General features: G+C 66.3%; 19 protein-coding genes. 9 read left to right on the top strand and 10 right to left on the bottom strand.

Annotation, left to right across the window (positions count from 1 at the left end; all coding sequences use genetic code 11):
• Window positions 1–5: 5 nt before the first annotated feature.
• Window positions 6–1,178, bottom strand: a complete 1,173-nt coding sequence (locus OHA70_RS13965; RefSeq protein ID WP_328332442.1) for a sensor histidine kinase — start codon at window positions 1,176–1,178, stop codon at window positions 6–8.
• A gap of 28 nt (window positions 1,179–1,206) precedes the next feature.
• Entirely contained in the window at window positions 1,207–1,749 is a 543-nt protein-coding gene (locus OHA70_RS13960) for a hypothetical protein (protein WP_328332440.1), read from the bottom strand.
• 155 nt (window positions 1,750–1,904) lie between these two features.
• On the opposite strand from OHA70_RS13960, the gene OHA70_RS13955 reads away from it, so the two are divergent.
• The gene (locus OHA70_RS13955; RefSeq protein ID WP_328332438.1) at window positions 1,905–2,564 is read left to right on the top strand and encodes a response regulator transcription factor; all 660 of its coding nucleotides are present in this window, start codon (window positions 1,905–1,907) and stop codon (window positions 2,562–2,564) included.
• A gap of 51 nt (window positions 2,565–2,615) precedes the next feature.
• Here OHA70_RS13955 and OHA70_RS13950 read toward each other — a convergent pair whose 3' ends face one another.
• Window positions 2,616–3,371, bottom strand: a complete 756-nt coding sequence (locus OHA70_RS13950) for a class I SAM-dependent methyltransferase (protein WP_328332436.1) — start codon at window positions 3,369–3,371, stop codon at window positions 2,616–2,618.
• 210 nt (window positions 3,372–3,581) lie between these two features.
• Here OHA70_RS13950 and OHA70_RS13945 point away from each other — a divergent pair, with 210 nt between their 5' ends.
• The 6 genes from OHA70_RS13945 to OHA70_RS13920 all read left to right on the top strand — a co-directional run bounded on the left by OHA70_RS13945 (window position 3,582) and on the right by OHA70_RS13920 (window position 10,833).
• A complete protein-coding gene (locus OHA70_RS13945) occupies window positions 3,582–3,953 on the top strand; it encodes a nuclear transport factor 2 family protein (protein ID WP_328332434.1) in 372 nt (123 codons plus the stop codon).
• A gap of 136 nt (window positions 3,954–4,089) precedes the next feature.
• Complete coding sequence (locus OHA70_RS13940; protein WP_328332432.1) at window positions 4,090–5,289, top strand: glycosyltransferase; 1,200 nt, start codon at window positions 4,090–4,092, stop codon at window positions 5,287–5,289.
• On the top strand, window positions 5,276–7,480 hold the full coding sequence (gene helR / locus OHA70_RS13935) for an RNA polymerase recycling motor ATPase HelR (protein ID WP_442913887.1): 2,205 nt from the start codon (window positions 5,276–5,278) through the stop codon (window positions 7,478–7,480). The genes OHA70_RS13940 and helR overlap by 14 nt, the downstream gene beginning before the upstream one ends.
• Window positions 7,481–7,565: 85 nt before the next feature.
• A complete protein-coding gene (locus OHA70_RS13930) occupies window positions 7,566–8,486 on the top strand; it encodes a carbohydrate ABC transporter permease (RefSeq protein WP_328332428.1) in 921 nt (306 codons plus the stop codon).
• 9 nt (window positions 8,487–8,495) lie between these two features.
• Window positions 8,496–9,440, top strand: a complete 945-nt coding sequence (locus OHA70_RS13925) for a carbohydrate ABC transporter permease (protein WP_328332426.1) — start codon at window positions 8,496–8,498, stop codon at window positions 9,438–9,440.
• A gap of 7 nt (window positions 9,441–9,447) precedes the next feature.
• Entirely contained in the window at window positions 9,448–10,833 is a 1,386-nt protein-coding gene (locus tag OHA70_RS13920) for an ABC transporter substrate-binding protein (protein ID WP_328332424.1), read from the top strand.
• Here the strand turns inward: OHA70_RS13920 and OHA70_RS13915 are convergent, their stop codons facing one another.
• From OHA70_RS13915 to OHA70_RS13905, 3 genes are read right to left on the bottom strand one after another with little or no spacing between them, the layout of a single operon-like run.
• Window positions 10,834–11,547, bottom strand: a complete 714-nt coding sequence (locus tag OHA70_RS13915; protein ID WP_328332422.1) for a phosphatase PAP2 family protein — start codon at window positions 11,545–11,547, stop codon at window positions 10,834–10,836.
• Entirely contained in the window at window positions 11,484–12,179 is a 696-nt protein-coding gene (locus OHA70_RS13910; RefSeq protein WP_328332420.1) for a phosphatase PAP2 family protein, read from the bottom strand. Before OHA70_RS13910 ends, OHA70_RS13915 begins: the two co-directional genes overlap by 64 nt.
• Before the next feature lie 39 nt (window positions 12,180–12,218).
• Window positions 12,219–12,989, bottom strand: coding sequence for an MBL fold metallo-hydrolase (locus OHA70_RS13905; RefSeq protein WP_328332418.1), 771 nt, complete (start codon window positions 12,987–12,989; stop codon window positions 12,219–12,221).
• Between the two features lie 119 nt (window positions 12,990–13,108).
• Between OHA70_RS13905 and OHA70_RS13900 the strand changes: the two genes are divergently transcribed.
• Both OHA70_RS13900 and OHA70_RS13895 read left to right on the top strand, forming a co-directional pair.
• Window positions 13,109–13,648, top strand: a complete 540-nt coding sequence (locus tag OHA70_RS13900) for a TetR/AcrR family transcriptional regulator (RefSeq protein WP_328332416.1) — start codon at window positions 13,109–13,111, stop codon at window positions 13,646–13,648.
• Window positions 13,649–13,737: 89 nt separating this feature from the next.
• Entirely contained in the window at window positions 13,738–14,298 is a 561-nt protein-coding gene (locus OHA70_RS13895) for a hypothetical protein (protein WP_328332414.1), read from the top strand.
• Window positions 14,299–14,633: 335 nt separating this feature from the next.
• Here the strand turns inward: OHA70_RS13895 and OHA70_RS13890 are convergent, their stop codons facing one another.
• From OHA70_RS13890 to OHA70_RS13875, 4 genes are all read right to left on the bottom strand, one after another.
• Window positions 14,634–15,539 (bottom strand): carbohydrate ABC transporter permease, encoded by a 906-nt coding sequence (locus OHA70_RS13890; protein ID WP_328332412.1) that lies wholly within the window; start codon window positions 15,537–15,539, stop codon window positions 14,634–14,636.
• Window positions 15,532–16,476: a carbohydrate ABC transporter permease gene (locus tag OHA70_RS13885; RefSeq protein WP_328332410.1), complete on the bottom strand. Its 945-nt coding sequence runs from the start codon at window positions 16,474–16,476 to the stop codon at window positions 15,532–15,534. Before OHA70_RS13885 ends, OHA70_RS13890 begins: the two co-directional genes overlap by 8 nt.
• Window positions 16,473–17,750 carry an extracellular solute-binding protein gene (locus OHA70_RS13880; protein ID WP_328332408.1) on the bottom strand — a complete coding sequence of 426 codons (1,278 nt, stop codon included), beginning with the start codon at window positions 17,748–17,750 and terminating at the stop codon, window positions 16,473–16,475. Before OHA70_RS13880 ends, OHA70_RS13885 begins: the two co-directional genes overlap by 4 nt.
• A gap of 117 nt (window positions 17,751–17,867) precedes the next feature.
• On the bottom strand, window positions 17,868–18,947 hold the full coding sequence (locus tag OHA70_RS13875) for a LacI family DNA-binding transcriptional regulator (RefSeq protein WP_328332406.1): 1,080 nt from the start codon (window positions 18,945–18,947) through the stop codon (window positions 17,868–17,870).
• Window positions 18,948–19,018 lie beyond the last annotated feature (71 nt).

Raw genomic sequence — 19,018 nt, 5'->3', positions numbered from 1 at the left:
TCGGCTCAGCCGACGGCCGGCAGCTGGGCGACCGGCAGCTGGGCGACGGCGCCGACCCGGCCCTTGACGACCTTCACCTCAACCGAGCCACCGAGCAGTTTGGCCCGCTCCTTGGCCCGGGCGACGGCGGCCTTCAGCTCGGAGCTGCGGCCCACCTGCCCGTTCACGCGGATTTCGAGCGCGTCGGCGTCGACCCGCACGCTGACCTCGATCGGGGCGTCGGCCTGATCGGCGAGTGCGGTGATCAGATGCTCGACGATCCGGTACGCCGACAACTCCACCGTCGCCGGCAACGCCCGCGGATCGCCCGTCACGACCAGCCGCGAGTGGACGGTCCGCAGCCGCGCGAGCAGGGTGTCGAGGTGGGCGACCGTCGGGGCCGGCGCCAGTGCCACGTCATCGCCGCGGAGCAGGCCGACGATCTCCCGCATGTCGTCCAGGGTCTGCCGACTGCCGGACTCGATCGACTCCAGTACGGCCTTGGCCTGCGTCGGTGGGAGTCCGCCGGCCGACTCGGCCACCGTGGTCAGCCCGGCGAGCCGTTCCTGCAGCATGCCGTCGAGCTGCTGGGACAGCCGGGCTCGGTCGTCGGCCACCTCGATCGCCGCCCGCTCGTCACGCAACTGCCGCAGTTCCTCCTCGCGGATCGCTAGTTCCTGGTTCAGCGCGGTTCGGTGGCGGGCGGCCAGTCCGACGGCGAAGACGATCACGACGATCGGCAGGGCCAGCAGTGCGGCGCCCGCCCCGGTGGTCGCGTCGACCACCAGAACGAGCAGGGTCATCACGACGCTGAGCCCGCAGACGATCCAGGCCGTCGCCCGCTTGGTGGCAAGTGCTCCGAGGAACGCCAGTACGAAGGCCAGCGGGAGCCCGGCGCCGCAGCGAGTCACCCAGCCAAACAGCCCGACGTGCAGCGCCATCGCCGCCACCGAGATACTGGTGACGGCGACGAGACTCCGCCGCCACCAGAGCACCGGAAGCGTGGCGGCCGCGAACACCGGGATCATCCAGAGCGAGCGCGAACTCATGGTGTGAACCATCGACCCCTCCGCGATGGCTTCGTCGACCATGGCGCCGGTCGTCTGCGTGTTGAACCACATCAGTACGACGCCGAGCGCGGTGAGACCTCCCGCCAGGACCCAGTCGCGGGGCTTCACACCGCGGAAGATCTCACCCATCGCCGGCTCCTACCCGCAGCAGTGCCGCTCAGGCGGCCAGACGCTGGTCGACCGGCACGGTGCCCGTGGCGTGCTTGCTGACTCGATTCTGCACGAGAACACCGGCGCCGTAGAAGAGCGCGATACCCGGCAGGGCCACCGGCAGGGCGGACGCCACGGTGTCGATCGACGCGTCCCTGGCGAGCATGACCAGCTCCAGGACCACGATCGCGGCGAGCCCGAACAGATGGTTGCGCCAGGCCCCGCCGAACCGGCCGACGGCGTACGCCAGCGCGAACCCCAGCGGGAGGAGCACGCCGCACCGGGTGATCCAGCCGAAGGCGAGCACGTGGGCCACGGTCGCGACGGTGGTGATCCCGACGACCGCGAGGATGTTGCGCCGGCGCCACAGGATCGGCAGGGTGACGACCAGGAAGGTGGGCACCACGGCCCACGACGTGGTCGAGAGCGCGTGTGGCAGATCCTCGTCGGAGGCGGCGACGTTGCCGACCATCAGGATGACTCCTGCCGCGGTCATCAGGCCGGCCAGCACGTAGTCGAGTGGGCGGATGCCCCGGAAGATGTCGTTCATCGGACTGTCCTTTCGCTGCGGGTCCCCCTGACCCGATGCAGCGACAGTAGGTTCGCGACCGTGCCGCCCACGTCTGGCGCAAGGACGATTGTCCGGCCCGCGCGTCCTCCGCAGGGATGACGCGGTCGCCGCAGGGATGAGGGCACAATCAGCGTGTGCCCGACAAGATCCGCGTGCTGGTGGCTGACGACCAGACCCTGGTGCGTACCGGTTTCCGGGTGATCCTGGAGGCCGAGGGCGACATCGAGGTCGTCGCCGAGGCCGATACCGGCACGGAAGCGATCCGGCAGGCCCAGCTGGTCGAGCCGGACGTGATCCTGATGGACATCCGGATGCCCGAGCTCGACGGGCTGTCGGCCACCGAACAGATCCGCCGGCACCCGAACCCGCCGACGATCATCGTGCTCACCACCTTCGACCAGAACGAGTACGTGTACCGCGCGCTGCGAGCCGGCGCGGCCGGTTTCCTGCTCAAGGACTCCCCCTCGAGCCGGCTGATCGCGGCCGTCCGGGCAGCGGCCACCGGCGACTCGCTGATCGAGCCGGCGATCACCCGCCGACTGGTCGAGCGCTTCGCTGAGCCGGTACAGCCGCAGGGACTGCCACCCGAACTGGCCGCACTGACCGACCGCGAACTCGACGTACTCCGGTTGCTCGCCCGCGGTCTGTCCAACGCGGAGATCGCGGCGGACCTGGTGGTGGCCGAGACGACGGTGAAGACACACGTCGCCCGGGTCCTCGCCAAACTCGGCGTCCGCGACCGTGTGCAGGCCGTCGTCGCCGCCTACGAAACCGGCTTCGCGAATCGATCCTGACCCGCGCCACGCTGGACCTTGGTAACGCCGGCTGAACGACGGCGGGGTCGGCTACTTGAGGGTTGCTATTACTCGCATGGAGCCGCTGGTGACGCGGATGCGGCGGTCGCGGAGCAGGCGGGTTCGTTCGAAGGGCGGGATCAGGCGAGACGCCGGGTGGAGGAGTTCACGGACCCGGGACGTGACGAACGGCAAGGCGTAGTACTGGTAGGCGCTGTCGATCGCGGTGACCTGGAAGTTGGTTCGGTGGAGTAGTTCGGTGATTGTTTTGTGGTCGTAGTAGCTGACGTGTTCGGGGATTTTGAAGGAGACCCAGCGGGAGCCCGAGACACGGGAGAGGAGGCTGCCGATGTTGGGGGTGACCATCACTACCAGGCCGCCTGGGTTGAGCAAACCGCTTGCAGTGTGGAGGAAGGCTGCTGGATCGGTGATGTGTTCGATCAGGTGGGAGGCGAAGATGACGTCGTACTTCTCACCTTGGAGTTCCGGTACCTCTTCGACGAAGCCGCAGTAGACGCGGCCGGGGTAGCGCTCTTCGGCGAACTTGACTGCCGATGGGGAGAGGTCGACGCCGTACGCGTCGTAGCCGGCGTCCAGGGCGGCTTTCAGGAAGTAGCCGTAGCCGCAGCCAACCTCGAGGATCCGGCCGGTTGGGGTGAACTCGGCGATGCGGCGGACGTCCTCGCGGAAGGTAGCGAGGTACTCGGCTTCTTGGCTCTCGTACTGCGAGTAGCCCGAGCCCTCGCCGCCGAAGTACGACTCTTCCTCGTACAAAGCGCGCAGCGTCTCCGGTGTGGGGGTCGGCACCAGTTGCACCAGGCCGCAACCCGGGCACTCCTCGATGCTGTAGCCACCCTTTGCGCCGCGCGGTCGGAACGGTCCAGCGGCGCCGCACAAAATGCAGACGACATCGGTCATTGATCAATCTCGCCTTCTGAGCACGCCCTGAACAGCGCGAGACCAGGACGGTACCTCGCCCGAGGTTCGATGGCACGGATGCTACCTAGGGTGGAAGGCATGAGTGTCGAGTCCGAGGTTCTTGCTGTTTCCGCGGCTTGGGATGCCGCGCTCGTTCACAACGATGCGGAGGCAGTCGCCGCGTTCATGGCTGACGAGTGGGTCTATGTCGGTCCGACGGGCCCGACGGGGAAGGCCGACATCGTCGGCTGGATCGCAGGCGGCCAGCTGGCTCACCACACGATGGAGACCGTCGGGGAGGCGCGGGTCGCCGGGCATGGCGAGTCGGTTGTCGTCACAGCGCGCAAGCGGAGTACCGGCGCCTGGGACGGCGTCGCCTATGCGGCGGACGAGTGGATCAGCGAGGTCTTCGTACGGTCCGACGGCCGCTGGACCTGCGTTCTGAGCCACAAATGCCCGGCGGCAGCCTGAGCGGCGCCCAGACAAAACGAAAGGCAAGGAGAAGGATCTCCCTGCCGTGTCTAAGTTATAACGCATGGGGGGACTTGCCGCAAGGCCCCGGTGATGCTTCACACTCACTCCCTGTAGCCAATCTGGGGAGTTGCGGATGCGGGTGTTTTTGTCGACGTACGGGTCGCGTGGGGACGTCGAGCCGATGCTGGCGCTGGCGTTGGAGCTAAGAAGTCAGGGTGCGGAGGTGCGGATGGCCGCACCGCCGGACTTCGAGGAGTTCGTGGCTGGATTCGGTCTGTCGATGGTGCCGATCTGGCGGTCGGCGGAAGGGTTGACCAAGTCGAAGCCGGCGCCGGCGACCATTCCGGAGCGGGCGGCGGAGATCATCGCTGCCGAGTTCGAGGTGCTCACGGAGGCGGCGCACGGGTTTGACGTGGTCGTTGCCACGGGCATGTTGCCGGCTGCGGCCGGCGCCCTGTCGGTGGCGGAGTTGCTCAAAATCGACGCTGTCTCGGTGACCTTTCAGCAGCTCACGCTGCCGTCCAGCCAACGCCGGCCGTTGGCGTTGCCCGGGCGACCGCTCCCGGCGGATGTGACCGACAACCAGACGCTCTGGGATCTGGATGCTGAGAGCAACAATGTGCTGTTCGGTGAGGCGCTCAACAGCAGCAGGACCAAGTACGGGCTACCGCGAGTCGATGACGTTCGCCAGTACGTGGTCGGCGCCAAGCCGTGGCTGGCGACCGACCCGACTCTGGATCCGTGGCAAGGAGACCAGCACGACGTAGTACAGACCGGCGCCTGGATCCTCAAGGACGAGCGTCCGCTGCCCAAAGATCTGAGCACTTTCCTGGCAGCAGGTGAGCCGCCGGTGTTCGTCGGCTTCGGCAGTATGCCCATGCACTCCTCGACCAACGCCGCCGAAGCCGCGATCGAGGCAGTGCGCGCGCAAGGCCGTCGCGTGATCCTCAAGCGGGGCTGGGCCGGGCTCGAGCTGGTCGACGACCAGGACGACTGCTTCATCGTCGACGAGATCAACCAGCAAGCGTTGTTCCCCCAAACCGCCGCCGTCGTGCACCACGGCGGCGCGGGGACAACGATGACCGCAACGAGAGCCGGTACTCCGCAAGTGGTCGTCCCCCAACTCGCCGACCAGCCGTACTGGGCCGGCCGCGTCGCCGACCTCGGCATCGGCGTTGCGCACGACGGTCCGACCTTCACCACTGAGTCCCTAACGACCGCCCTCAAAGCCGCCCTCCACCGAGAAGACCAGGCACAAGCGATAGCAGCCAAGATCCGCACCGACGGAACAGCAGTCGCCGCAGAGCTGCTGCTGCGCGATGGGAGCCGCTGACGTGAACCCCCTCAAAACAAGCGCTTTCGACCTCCCCGCCAACCTCAGCGCCAAAGCCGACCCCGCCCTGATCGCCAAGGACGAAGAGCACTTCGCCGCGATCGCGGACAGCCTCCAGCAGACCATCACCGAACTCACCGAACGACTTGACGAGACCCGCAAGGCCCCTGGCGGCGAAGGCCAGGAGGCGCTCGACCGCGACCTCGAGGTCCACCGTCTGACAGCACGGCTCCGCACACTCAAACGATTCGGCCTGGACCTGACCCTCGGGCACATGGTCACGACGGACGACGAGGTCGTGTACGTCGGACGCCTCGGCCTCACCGACCGTGACGGCCGGCGGCTGCTGATCGACTGGCGCTCCCCCGCGGCCGAGCCGTTCTTCGGCGCGACGCATGCCAACCCGATGGGCCTGTCCAACCGCCGCCGGTACCGCTGGACCCGCGGCCGCATCACCGACTACTGGGACGAGGTGTTCACCGCCGAAGGCTTCGCGGGACACGCGGCGGCCCTCGACGACCAGTCGGCGTTCATCGCCAGCCTCGGCAGCAACCGCTCGGCCCGGATGCGGGACGTCCTCGGCACCATCCAGGCCGACCAGGACGCGATCATCCGCGCAAGCTCCCGCGGCGCGCTAGTCGTCGACGGCGGCCCCGGTACTGGCAAGACGGTCGTGGCGTTGCACCGTACGGCGTACCTCCTGTACTCCGATCCGCGCCTCGACCACAGTCACGGCGGCGTACTGTTCGTCGGCCCCCACCAGCCCTACCTGGCCTACGTCTCGGACGTACTCCCCAGCCTGGGCGAGGAAGGCGTGCAGACCTGCACCCTGCGCGACCTCCTCCCCGAAGGACCCACAGCATCACCAGAGCAAGACCCAAGAATCGCAAGGCTCAAGGCGACCGCCGACATGGTGAAGGCGATCGAACCGGCCGTCGCCCTCTACGAAGAAGCACCCACCAAGCGGATGACGGTCGAGACCCACTGGTCCGAGATCGCCCTCACCTCCGCCGACTGGGCCGAGGCGTTCGGATCAGCAGACCCCGGTACTCCGCACAACGAGGCGCGCGACGAGGTCTGGGAGGAACTGCTCACGATCCTGCTGGACAAGCACGAGGAGGCATACGACGACGAGGACCTCTCGCCCGATCTCATCCGCAGATCCCTTGAGCAGAACGAGGATCTGATCGACGCGTTCGGCAAAGCCTGGCCGCTGATCGAACCGACCGACCTCGTCGGCGACCTCTGGTCCGTCCCCGCGTACCTCCGAATGTGCGCGCCCTGGCTCAGCCCCGAGGAGGTCAAACTCCTGCAACGCAAGGGCCCCCAGGCGTGGACCTTAGAAGACCTGCCACTCCTGGACGCCGCCCGGCAGCGACTCGGCGACCCCGAGGCCTCTCGCCGCAAGCGCCGGCAGAAGGCGGCCGCCGCGGTCGAACGCGAACGGATGAAGGACGTCATCGACCACATCATCGAGGCCGACGACGACAACGAAGGCTGGATCCCGATGCTGCGCGGCAAAGACATCCAGGAAGCGCTCGTCGACACGACCGACCTTCCCACCGCAGACCCGGACTTTCTCAAAGGCCCGTTCGCGCACATCGTCGTCGACGAGGCGCAGGAACTGACCGACGCGGAATGGCAGATGCTGCTGCTCCGCTGTCCGTCGCGGAGCTTCACCATCGTCGGGGACCGCGCCCAGGCCAGGCACGGTTTCACCGAGTCGTGGGAGGAACGGCTCGAGCGGGTCGGGCTGGATCGGGTCAACCTGGCGTCGCTGAGCATCAACTACCGGACGCCGGAAGAGGTGATGACGGAGGCCGAGCCGGTCATCCGGGCAGCGCTGCCGGATGCCAACGTACCGACGTCGATCCGCGTCAGCGGAGTACCTGTCAGGCATGGGGATGCGGCCGAGTTGCACCAGATCGTGGAGGACTGGCTCGCCGAACATGACGAGGGGATCGCGTGTGTCATCGGCGATCCGGCGTACGGGCCGACTACGCCGCGGGTACGGTCGCTTACACCCGAGTTGTCCAAGGGTCTCGAGTTCGATCTGGTCGTGCTGATCGACCCGGAGTCGTTCGGCGAAGGCATCGAGGGAGCCGTCGATAGGTACGTCGCGATGACCCGGGCGACCCAGCAACTCGTAATACTCAGTGTGCCCCTTGTCACACTCGATGAAATGGATTAGTTTCAGCCTGGAAGTAATTCCGTCCAGGCATGTCCAGGTGGTCAGTCTCGCCGGCGCGTGCCGTAGTACCGGCGAAGGAGACAAAATGGCCAGTACGACGCCGCCGACGGCGGCAACCGCTCGTCGTACCAGGGGCGGGGCGCGTGACGACACGCGCCTCGCCCTGCTCTTCATCCTCCCCGCACTGATCGGCTTCCTGGTCTTCATGGTCTGGCCGACCCTGCGCGGGATCTACCTGAGCTTCACCAAGTTCAACCTGCTCACCCCGCCGCAGTTCAACGGTCTGGACAACTACATCCGGATGGTCCAGGACCCGGTGTTCTGGAACGCGATGAAGGTGACCCTGTACTACGTGATCCTCAACATCGGCATCCAGACGGTGCTGGCGCTGGTGATCGCGGTGATGATGCAGCGGCTGACCCAGAAGACCTGGCTGCGCGGCATCGTGCTGACGCCGTACCTGGTCTCGAACGTGGTCGCCGCGATGGTCTTCCTCTGGATCCTCGACTACCAGCTCGGGATCGGGAACAAACTGCTCGGCGCGATCGGGATCGACCAGGTCGCGTTCCTGTCCTCGGACACCTGGGTGATCCCGACGATCGCGCTGATCAACGTCTGGCGGCACCTCGGCTACACTGCGCTGCTGATCTTCGCCGGGCTGCAGACCATCCCGAACACGGTCTACGAGGCCGGCAAGATCGACGGCGCGAGCGAGATCCGGATGTTCCGCCACCTCACCGTGCCGTTGCTGCGGCCGATCCTGTCGCTGGTCCTGATCATCACCGTGATCGGCTCGTTCCAGGTCTTCGACACCGTCGCGGTGACCACCCGCGGTGGACCCGTCGACTCGTCCCGGGTGCTGCAGTTCTACATCTACGACGTCGCGTTCGGCCGGTTCCAGTTCGGCTACGCGTCGGCCATGTCGGTCGCGCTGCTGATCGTCTTGATGGCGATCACCTTCATCCAGTACCGGTTGACCCGGGCCGACTCGTCCGACCTGGCCTGAGGAGCGAGCATGAGCATCATTCTCGACAGCACGCCGGCCATCGCAACGCCGGCCGACGACGTATCGCCCGAACCGCAACGCCGATTCGGTATCGGCCGCGGACTGGCCTGGGCCTTCATGATCCTGGTGATCCTGGTCAGCCTCTTCCCCTTCTACTGGATGCTCCGGACCGCCCTGTCCAGCAACAACGCCCTGTACGCCGGGGGCGACAGCCTGCTGCCCGTCCAACCTTCCGCCGGCGGGTTCGAGCGGGTCTTCGGCCTGCAGACCGGTCAGGCGGCGATCGACGCAGGCGGCGCCGGGCAGGAGATCCACTTCTGGCGGTACCTGTTCAACTCGGTCGTCGTATCCACCCTGATCACCGCCGGTCAGGTGTTCTTCTCGGCGATGGCGGCGTACTCGTTCGCCCGGTTGCAGTGGAAGCATCGCGAGCGAGTGTTCGGGTTCTTCCTGGCCGGCCTGATGATCCCGTCGATCTTCACGCTGCTGCCGAACTTCGTGCTGATCAAGCAGCTGGGCCTGGTGGACACCCTGCTTGGGATCGCGTTGCCGACCATGTTCATGACCCCGTTCGCGGTGTTCTTCCTGCGCCAGTTCTTCCTCGGCATCTCCCGCGAGGTGGAGGAGGCGGCGCTGATCGACGGCGCCTCCAAGACCAGGGTGTTCTTCACGCTGATCCTGCCGATGTCGGTGGCGCCGATCACGACGCTGGCGATCCTCACCTACATCGCCTCCTGGAACGAGTACTTCTGGGCGCTGCTGGTCAGCTACACCGACAAGTCCCGGGTACTGACCGTAGCGCTCGGTGTGTTCAAGTCGCAGACGCCGCAGACCGGCCCGGACTGGTCCGGACTGATGGCGGCCACGCTCGTCGCCGCCCTTCCGATGCTCTTGCTGTTCATGATCTTCGCCAAGCGCATCGTCAACTCCATCGGCTTCAGCGGGATCAAGTGAGGACGCCATGACGACTATCAGGCAACGGATCCGGGCAGCGACCGTCGGCGTCATCCTGGCCGCGAGCACGTTGACGGCGTGCAGCGGCGGTGGCGGCACAAGTACGAACGGCACGATCGAGTACTGGCTGTGGGACTCGGCGCAGCAGCCGGGGTACCAGAAGTGCGCCGACGCGTTCCACGAGGCGAATCCGGATCTCAAGATCCACATCTCGCAGTACGGCTGGGACACGTACTGGTCGAAGCTGACCGCGGGCTTCATCGCCGACACGGCGCCGGACGTCTTCACCGATCACCTGTCCAAGTTCGCGCAGTTCGTCGACTTGAAGGTACTTCGGCCGCTCGACGACATCGCGCCGACCGCCGATATCCAGGACGGCGATTACCAGGAGGGCCTGGCGGAGTTGTGGAAGGGCCAGGACGGCAAGCGCTACGGCGCTCCGAAGGACTGGGACACGATCGCCATCTTCTACGACGCCGCCGTTCTGAAGGCGGCCGGTGTCAACCCGTCGGACCTGCAGAACCTCAATTGGAACCCCAAGGATGGCGGTACTTTCGAGAAGCTGGTCGCGCACCTGACCGTCGACGTCAACGGCAAGCGCGGTGACGAGCCGGGCTTCGACAAGGAGCACGTCAAGATGCACGGGCTCTCCGCCGAAGGCTCGGGCGGTGGCGGTTGGGGGCAGACCCAGTGGTCCGCGTTCGCCGGCAGCGCCGGGTGGCAGGCGACCGACAAGAACCCGTGGGGCACGAAGTTCAACCTCGACCAGCCCTCGCTGCAGGACACGCTGAGCTGGTACTTCGGGTTGGTGAACAAGGGCTACATGCCCAGCTACGCCGAGATCGGTGGTACCAACTCGCTCGGTACCGACAAGCAGATCCAGTCCGGTACCGCCGCGATGGGGCTCAGCGGGTCGTGGATGATCTCCACCTTCACCAAGCTGACCGATGCCAAGGGCAAGAAACTCGACATCGGCCTGGCACCGACGCCGATCGGCCCGAGCGGTAAGCGGGCGTCGATGTTCAACGGCCTGGCCGACTCGGTCACCACCTTGTCGAAGCAGCCCGAGAACGCGGCGAAGTGGGTCAAGTTCCTGTCCGGCGAGCAATGCCAGAACATCATCGGCCAATCCGGCGTGGTGTTCCCGGCTCGTCCGGCCGGCACAGATCTGGCCATCAACTACAACAAGACCGAACGCAAGCTCGACGTCACGCCGTTCACCCAGCAGGTGAAGGACAAGACGACATTCCTCTTCCCGGTGACCACCAACGCGGCCGACATCACCGCGCTGATGGCACCACGACTGGACGCTGTCTACATCGGCAGCTCACCGGTCACGTCCCTCACCAAACTCAACAACCAACTGGACAAGCTCTTCGAGGTCGCTTCGTAGTCAGGCGGCGGCTCTGCCCCGTCGCTTGCCGACGGGGTGGAGCTGCTCGCTGCGGTTGAGCTGCCGGGTTCGGTGGTTGTACCAGGCGTAGGCGATCAGCGCGCAGGTGATGCCGTTGAGGAAGGCAGCGGCGATGTCAGTCGGGTGGTGCATGCCGCGGTAGAGGCGGGCGTACGCGACCAGGAGGGGCGCGCACAGGCAGACGATGATCGTCAGGGTGCGGAGCCAGGTGCGGTGGATCGCCAGCGCCAGGAGCGCCAAAGACAAGTACAGGCCGGTGGAGGCGCCGGTGTGGCCGCTGGGATAGCTGCCCGTCGGAGGTGAGGGGTCGAGTTTTTCGACCTCAGGGCGTTGACGGCCGACGACCTGGGAGGCGATCAGGAAGATCAGGCCCTGCATCGCGATCGCCAGCACCGGTACTGCGGCGAGGCGCCAATTGCGGGTCCGCCAGAGCAGGATGGCCGCGACGATGATGCAGACGCCGATCACCGACTCCGTGTTGCCGATGTGCGACCAGATCAGGGTGATCGTGTTCCAGGTACCGCTCCGGCCGTCGGCCAGATCCTTGTTGACCGCTTCCTCCGAGTGCGACAACCCGTCGAGCGGGCCCTTCAGAGCGAACCCGAAGCCGACGATCACGCCGCCCAGCGCTACGCAGGGTGCGACGGCCCGGGTGAGGAGGTCGCTGCCGTCTTGCCGATGAAACCGATCCATGATGAGTACACGATCCCTACGCCGAGGATGAATCCCGCGACTACGTCGGACGGGAAATGCGCGCCGATGAAGATTCGGTCGAGCCCGACGACGACCACCACGAGGGCAGCCACCGCGATCCCGATCCGCCGGCCGGCAACCGACAGCAACGGCCACAACAGGAACACCATGACGCTGGCCGCCAGGGTGATGTTGAGTGCGTGACCTGAAGGAAACGAGTACCCCTGGGCATGCGGCACCGAATCATCGACGATCGGCCGCTCCCGCTGGACGACGAGCTTGGCGCCCGCCCCGATCGCCCAGCCGACCAGCATCGTGACGCCGGCCCACAGCGCCCGCCCCTTCAGCTTCTTCGCCCGCCAGGTCCAGATCACCACAGCGAGCGCGACGGTGTAGACGCAGACCGGCTGGCTGATCGCCTGCACCACCTCCAGCGCCGTCACGAGCCCATGCCGCACCGAGAAGCTGGTCGCGCGACTGATCGCGGCATCGTCCGCATCGATCAAGGGATCGAACTGCTGCCGGACAGCAAACCCGAGCACCAGCACCGGCAACGCGAAGATCCCCATCGCGAAGACGCCGCCCAGCAACCGCCAACTCCGCGTCCGCAACACCACGCCAGCCGTCGTCATCAGGCCCCAGTGCCCGCCGCTCTCACCCCCGAAACGGTCCTACCAGTCAGAAACCTGGCCGGCCGTGAGGTGCGGGAAATGAGCCCCGACACCAGGCGTGCTCTTCAACCGTTCCCAGAGCCTGTCCCGGCTGTTCTGGGCAGCGACGGGATCGACGTCGCCGTACGAGTGCCAGGTGGGCTCCGAGAACTGGATCGGACAGGTGATGGCGTCGCCCAGCAGGATCAGCGACTCGTTGCCTGAGGCAATCTCTAGACACAGGTGACCGGGGGTGTGACCGGGAGTCAGTACTGCGGTAACGCCACCGGCGACCGCGGTGTCGTGCGTCAGCGGGTGCTGCCGGTCAGCATGCGCCAGAAACCCGTCACGAATATGCGGCCGAATATCACCCGGCCCGTTGACGAAGTAGTCCCAGTCGGCAGCGCCGTACCAGATCATCGCGTTGGGGAAGACCGGATCGGCGGCCAGGTCGAAGAGCCAGCCAACGTGATCCGTGTGGAAATGAGTGATGACAACGTCGGTGATATCGCCGGCCTCGACCCCCAACGCGCCCAGCCCGACGAAGAGCTGCCCGCCCACCAACCGCATCCCATGCGCCAGCTCATCCTGATCCGGCCCCAACCCGGCGTCGACCAGAATCGTCCGCTCGCCCGTACGAACCAGAAAACACCCGATCGGCAACCAGGCCAGCCCATCCCGCGCAAAGAACTCCGCCCGCGCCCCCTCCGCCACCCCATCCCCGAAGTACTTCGGATGCACAACGAACGTCCCATCACTGACCGCATCCACCCGGATCTCGCCGATCTGCATAGGAGCCTCCTCCGGCTGGCCCTCAGTCCATCACAGCAGCCGACGACCAGCAGCGAGTCACCGGAGAAACGCACAGATGAGGGACCTCCAAGCACGCTGCGTACTAGACAATGTCTACTGTGGACTCATTGCGCGAGCGGCTCGTCGCGGCCGGTGTCGAACTTCTTGAAGAGGAAGGCCTGGCCGAACTGTCCCTGCGCGCGATCACCCGGCGTACCGGCGTCTCGCACGGCGCGCCTCGCCGGTACTTTCCCACGCACAACGCGCTCTTGGCAGCCATTGCCGCGACCGGCCTCGCGGACCTGGCCGACCGACTCCGTACTCCGGGCGCCAGCGAAACCGTCGAGGATCAGTTGATCGAATTGGGGTTGCGCTACCTGGCCTTCGCTCGGACCCGCCCGGCGATGTTCCAGCTCATCTTCCGGCACGACCTTCTCGAAGGCGCCGGCGGCAACCTCCGCGAGACGTCCCTCCCGCTCCTCGCCACCATCACCACCCTGATCGAGCAAACCGGCGCCCCCGACGCCCCCACCCGAACCATCGCCCTCTGGACCAACCTCCACGGCCTGGCCACCCTCACCATCACCAACGCCCTGGGCCTGCTCGACACCGATCCCGCCGACCTCATCCCGGGCATCGTCCACGCCCACCTCGCCTGAAGTCCTTACGCTCTGTAACGGAGCTGGGTCTTGAACGATAGAAACAATGGCGGCGGCCGTACGGCGTACAGGTCGGGCAGCCGGCGCCGTTGCCGTACGGGGTGAAGCCTGGCCAGCCGCCGCACCCGCCGGCCGGTCCGCAGCAGCCGCAGGAGGCTTGGTGGAAGTCGCGGGCGATCATCGCGGGAGCCGCGTTGCTCCTCGGCGCAGCATTCGGAGGGCTCCTCGCCGGTGGTGGTTCCGACACCACCACAGCGAACGCAGCTGCTACCGCCAAGGCCGCACCGACCGTGACAGTCAGCGTCCCAGCTGATGGACCGGCACCGGCCGAGGTAACTGTCACCGCACCGGCGCCGGCAGCCAAGACCGTGCAGGTGCCCGGCCCGGTGAAGACCGTGACCGCACCGCCACCTGGACCAGTTGCCGCGATCGCCGAGGACGGCATGTGGCTGGTCGGGACCGACATCAAGCCCGGGACGTACCGGAGTTCCGCCGACGACAGCTGCTACTGGGCTCGCCTGAAGAACACCAACGGAGATCTCGACTCGATCCTCGCCAACAGCAACGGCGGCAACCAGGTGGTCACCATCAAGAAGTCCGACAAGGCCTTCGAATCGGCGCGTTGCGCGCCGTGGACCAGGGTCAAGTGAGCTGTCGGGCAATCCGAAGTACCGAGCTTTTCGCTTCGATTGTCACGGAGAGTTATCTCGCCGGTTCCACGGGTAGCGGAATTGCTGTGAAAAGGGGGCCCGGACGGAAAAAATGCGGGGGTTCGGGGAAATTGTGGCGAAAGGTGTAACGGCCTACAGGCTGTGACGATAAAAGGTTGAGACGTCCTGGTCTTGAGGGGGGCAAGTGGACGCTCCGGTGGTTCTTCGGAATCGCCGGTGATTTGGAGGGGGCCCCAGCAGGTGCTCGCCCGGGGCGGGGTGAGCACCTGCAGAGGGGGCCTCTTTTGCTGTCCGGCCTCCGCTGGCCGAGGGTCCTAGCCCTTGATGCCCACGTTCGCCATTCCTTCGACGAAGCGCTTCTGGGCGAAGACGAACATCACGATCATCGGCAGCGTCGCGAGCGCCGTACCGGCCATCAGGTACGGCCACTGGATCTCCGCCGGGTTCTGCGCGAAGATCGCCAGCCCCAGCTGCAGCGGGCGCATCGAGTCCGACGTGGTGATCATCAGCGGCCAGAGGAAACCGTTCCAGGCTGCCTCGATCTGGAAGACGCAGATGGTGATCAGGGCCGGCTTCACCAGCGGGGTCATGATCCGCCAGAAGATGCCGAACTCCCCCAGCCCGTCGACCCGGGCCGCCTGGGCCAGCTCGTTCGGGATGGAGACGTAGAACTGCCTGGCCAGGAAGGTGAACAGCGGCGCGGCGCCGAGCGGGATGATGAGTCCCCACCAGGAGTTGAGCCAGCCGATGCCGCCCTGGCCGAGGATGTTGTTGCCGCCGAACAGCGGGATCGACTTCACGATCAGGAACAGCGGTACCAGGATGATCTGGAACGGTACGAGCAGCAGCAGGATGAAGTAGCTGAGCAGCGCCTTCGAGCCACGGATCGGCAACTTGGCCAGCGCGTAGCCCGCCGTAGTACAGACCGCCAGGGTGAAGGCCGTCTCGCCGACCGCGATAAACAGGCTGTTGCGGAAGTACCGCAGGAACGGCGCGGTCTGCATCGCCTCGACGAAGTTGTGCCAGCGCAGCTCGCCCGGCAGCCAGGAGAACTTGGCGATCTCCAGGTCGCTCTTGAAGGCGGTCAGCACCATCCACAGGAACGGCGTGATCATCAGCAGCGCGCCGATGCTCAAGGCGACATAAAGCAGTACCCGACCCGGCCGCAGACCCGGCGGCTTGGTACCGACGATGGGACCGGTCAGCGTTGCGCTAGTCATTGACATCCGCCTTCTGGAGCAGGCGTCCGAGCCCGATGAACGCCGCGATCAGGATCATCATGATGACCGTCTCGGCGGACGCTGCACCGAGTCGCAGGGCCTGGAACGCGTTCTGATAGATATCCAGCACCAGCACCGTCGTCTCGGTGCCGGGACCGCCCTTGGTCATCACGTAGACCAGGTCGAAGACCTGGAAGGTGCCGACGATCGAGGTGACCAGGACGAAGAACTGCACCGGCCCCAGTGCCGGCCAGGTCACGTTGACGAACTTCTGCCAGCGGCTGGCGCCGTCCAGCGCGGCCGACTCGAGCAGGTCACGCGAAACGCCTTGCAGGGCGGCCAAGTAGATGATGATCTTCGTACCGAGCCCCTGCCAGATGCCGACCACCATCAACGACGGCAGCGCCGTGTTCGGGTCGGACAGCCAGCGGCCGGGGGCGAACCCGAACAGGCTCAGGAACCCGTTCGCCAGACCCGAGCCCGGGTTGTAGATCCACAGCCAGATGGTCGCGATCGCCACCGTCGCGGTGACCGTCGGCAGGTAGAAGGCGGTCCGGAAGAAGCCGATCGCCTTGATCTTCTGGTTCAGCCCCATCGCGACCGCGAGCGAGATCGCCATCGAGAGCGGGATCACGACTACGGCGTACAGGATCGTGTTCTTCAGCGCGGCCAGGAAGTCCTGGTCACGGAAGAGATCCGTGTAGTTCTGGAAACCGACCCAGGACCACGAGTCGCCGAAGCTGTAGTCGGTGAAGCTCAACGTGATCGCCGCGATCACCGGGATCACGATGAAGATGCCGGAGTGCAGCAGCGCCGGGGCCAGCAGCACCCAGCCGGCCCGGACCTGACTGCGGATCAGCTTGCGGCTGTCCTTGGCCGGCGGGACCGAACGCTTGGCGCTGACGGCGGGAGTGACTTGCTCGAGGGTTGCGCTCATCGGGATTGTCCTGCCAGGTTGGCCAGCACCTTGGTGGGATCCTTCTGACCGAGGACCGCCTGGGTGAGCTGGGAGTCGAAGTTGCCGCGCATCTCCAGCCAGTTCGCCGAACCGCCTTCGTAGATGGCCTTCTCGACCCCGCCGGCGACGAACTTGCTGAGCGGGTTCGACTTCGCCTGCGGCGAGTTGATGACGTCCTTGTACGCCGGGAGCTTCTTGTTCAGCTTGGCGATAGCGTCCGCGGAGCTCGGCTTGGTGAGCGACTGGATGAAGGTCCAGGCCGCGTCCTTGTGCCGGCTGCGCGAACCGATCGAGGCCAGGTCGCCGCCGACGAACTCGATCTCCTTGCCGGAGTCGAAGCGGAAGAACTTCAGGTCGTCGCAGTTCTTCTGGCCGATCCCCTTGTCGGAGCAGTCGACCGCGCCGCCGACGATCCCCATCGCCGCGTCACCAGACAGGACGAGGGGTTGCTGGGCGGCGTTCTGCTGACCGTACGGCTGGACGTTGTTGATCATCGACTTCAGCCAGTTGAGGACCTCGCGGCCCTTGTCGTTGCTGAAGTTCGGCTTTCCGTCGACGTACAGCGGAGTACCGGTCGAGGCGAGCAGCGTGACGTACGTCTGGCGGAAGCTGGTCGGCGCGGCCAGGTCCATCCCGGACCGGGTGATGGTGCCCTTGTCGTTGCGCTTGGTCAGCTTCTCCGCGGCGGCCTTGAGCTCGGTCAGGTTGGTCGGCGGCTTGTCCGGGTCGAGACCGGCCTCCTTGAAGGCGCTGATCCGCAACGCGGCGGCGCGGGCGTCGGCGACCACCGGGTAGGCGTAGAGCTTGCCGTCGTACGTCGCGGCCGGCACCAGCGCGCCGATGCTCTTCTCCTTGATCAGGTCCGGCGTGACCCCGTACGGCGCCAGATCGGCGAAGATCCGTTTCGACGCGAACGGCTGGATCCAGCCGGCGCCGGTGACCATCACGTCGTACGGGATGCCGGCCGCGATCGAGGTCGACATCTTCTCGTTCAGGTTGCCGTAGGTCGCGAAGTCGGGCTCGACCTTCATCTTCGGATAGGTCTTCTGGAAGTCCGCGACCACCTTGTCGAACTCCTCGCGCCCCTTCGTACTGGGCGGGAAGGACGGGATCAGCACCCGCAACGTCCCGGTCGCCTCGGCCGGCGGCACGCCGTCGGTCGACTTGTCGATCACCCCGTTGCCACAACTACTGGCGGCCAGGCCGAGTACTGCGGCCAGCACCACCAATCCACTCCGGGCACCACGTCTCACAGGGGAACTCCTTCGCTGCCGAGCGGGACCGGCGTCAGCTACGTGACGACCAGACCACCGAGTGCAGCGAAAGTATGGGGAAAGGGCTTTCCCGTCAATACCCCAGCGCTCGAATGATCAAATTCGATCACCGAGTGCCGCCCCACAGGACTCCCGGACGCGGAGTTCCGGCAGGAGGCTCAAATGCTGGGTGGCCTGGGCCTGATCGGCCGGTATCCGGAGCCTTCGAAGGAGCAGTTCGCAGGCAGCCTCGCCGAGCTTCAGCTTGGGCGGGCAGACGGCCGTCAACGGGATGACGGCCAGCGCGGCGGTCTCGTCGTTGTACGCCACGATCGCGAAATCGTCCGGGATCCGCAGCCCGCGTTCCATCGCCCGCTCGGTCAGTCGCGCGGCGTGCTCGTCGGAGTGCACCAGCGCCGCCCGGGCGCCGAACGCCTCACACTCGGCCATGAACTTGTCGTGCTGGGCAATCGTCGTCGGGTCCTCACCGCGAGCCGGCAGCGCGACCGGCGAGATGAACAGCTCCACCCCGAGCGACTCGGCCGCCTGCTTGATGCCCTGCCTCAGCCAGTACGCCGTAACGCTCGCGTTCAAGTTGATCCCGATCCGCCGATGGCCGAGCGAGACGAGATGACGCAGCGCGAGCATCGCCCCGTACGCGTGATCCGTGCGCACGTGGTCGTACTCCCGCCCGACATCCGGGAACCCGAACGCCCGCTCCATCAACACGACCGGTACATCGATCGCGTCCAGCGTCCGGCTGATCTCGGCCGCCCGGCCGTCGCCGAGGGCGGTACTGAGGAGCAGCCCGGCGACCCCGATGCCGAGCACCTTCTCGAGGCGCTCCTGCTCGACGGCGACGTCGTACCCGGAGACGCCGAGCACCAGGCGAGCGCCGTACCGCTCGGCCGTCGCCTCGGCGCCGCGGATCACGTCGGTGTAGTAGAAGGTGGAGCTCGGGACGATGATGCCGATGGTGGGCTGGTTGCCGCTTTGGCTGCCGCGGACCGGGGCCGGCGTGGTGCCCACAGCGCCGCCGTGCACGCGGCGCAGGAGTCCGGCCGTATCCAGTTCGGCGAGGTCGCGGCGTACTGTGATCGCGGAAACGCCCAGCTCGGCCGCCAGTTCGGCCACCCGCAGCCGGCCGTGCCGGCGCAGGCTGCGCAGGATCAGCTCGTGGCGTTCCGGTGCGAGCATGCGGTCCTCCGGGGACGGTGATCCGGATGTGATTGTTTGTGATCATACGATCATGAGCTTCGAGGTGAGGG

Origin of the sequence: Kribbella sp. NBC_00382, from assembly GCF_036067295.1 — a bacterium.
GTDB lineage: Bacteria > Actinomycetota > Actinomycetes > Propionibacteriales > Kribbellaceae > Kribbella.
This window is presented reverse-complemented; position numbering and strand designations above follow the sequence as displayed.

Coding starts and splice junctions, on each gene's coding strand:
- OHA70_RS13965 (WP_328332442.1), bottom strand. CDS start 1,178: ATGGGTGAGATCTTCCGCGGTGTGAAGCCCCGCGACTGGGTCCTGGCG.
- OHA70_RS13960 (WP_328332440.1), bottom strand. CDS start 1,749: ATGAACGACATCTTCCGGGGCATCCGCCCACTCGACTACGTGCTGGCC.
- OHA70_RS13945 (WP_328332434.1), top strand. CDS start 3,582: ATGAGTGTCGAGTCCGAGGTTCTTGCTGTTTCCGCGGCTTGGGATGCC.
- OHA70_RS13940 (WP_328332432.1), top strand. CDS start 4,090: ATGCGGGTGTTTTTGTCGACGTACGGGTCGCGTGGGGACGTCGAGCCG.
- helR (WP_442913887.1), top strand. CDS start 5,276: ATGGGAGCCGCTGACGTGAACCCCCTCAAAACAAGCGCTTTCGACCTC.
- OHA70_RS13930 (WP_328332428.1), top strand. CDS start 7,566: ATGGCCAGTACGACGCCGCCGACGGCGGCAACCGCTCGTCGTACCAGG.
- OHA70_RS13925 (WP_328332426.1), top strand. CDS start 8,496: ATGAGCATCATTCTCGACAGCACGCCGGCCATCGCAACGCCGGCCGAC.
- OHA70_RS13920 (WP_328332424.1), top strand. CDS start 9,448: ATGACGACTATCAGGCAACGGATCCGGGCAGCGACCGTCGGCGTCATC.
- OHA70_RS13915 (WP_328332422.1), bottom strand. CDS start 11,547: ATGGATCGGTTTCATCGGCAAGACGGCAGCGACCTCCTCACCCGGGCC.
- OHA70_RS13910 (WP_328332420.1), bottom strand. CDS start 12,179: ATGACGACGGCTGGCGTGGTGTTGCGGACGCGGAGTTGGCGGTTGCTG.
- OHA70_RS13905 (WP_328332418.1), bottom strand. CDS start 12,989: ATGCAGATCGGCGAGATCCGGGTGGATGCGGTCAGTGATGGGACGTTC.
- OHA70_RS13890 (WP_328332412.1), bottom strand. CDS start 15,539: ATGACTAGCGCAACGCTGACCGGTCCCATCGTCGGTACCAAGCCGCCG.
- OHA70_RS13885 (WP_328332410.1), bottom strand. CDS start 16,476: ATGAGCGCAACCCTCGAGCAAGTCACTCCCGCCGTCAGCGCCAAGCGT.
- OHA70_RS13875 (WP_328332406.1), bottom strand. CDS start 18,947: ATGCTCGCACCGGAACGCCACGAGCTGATCCTGCGCAGCCTGCGCCGG.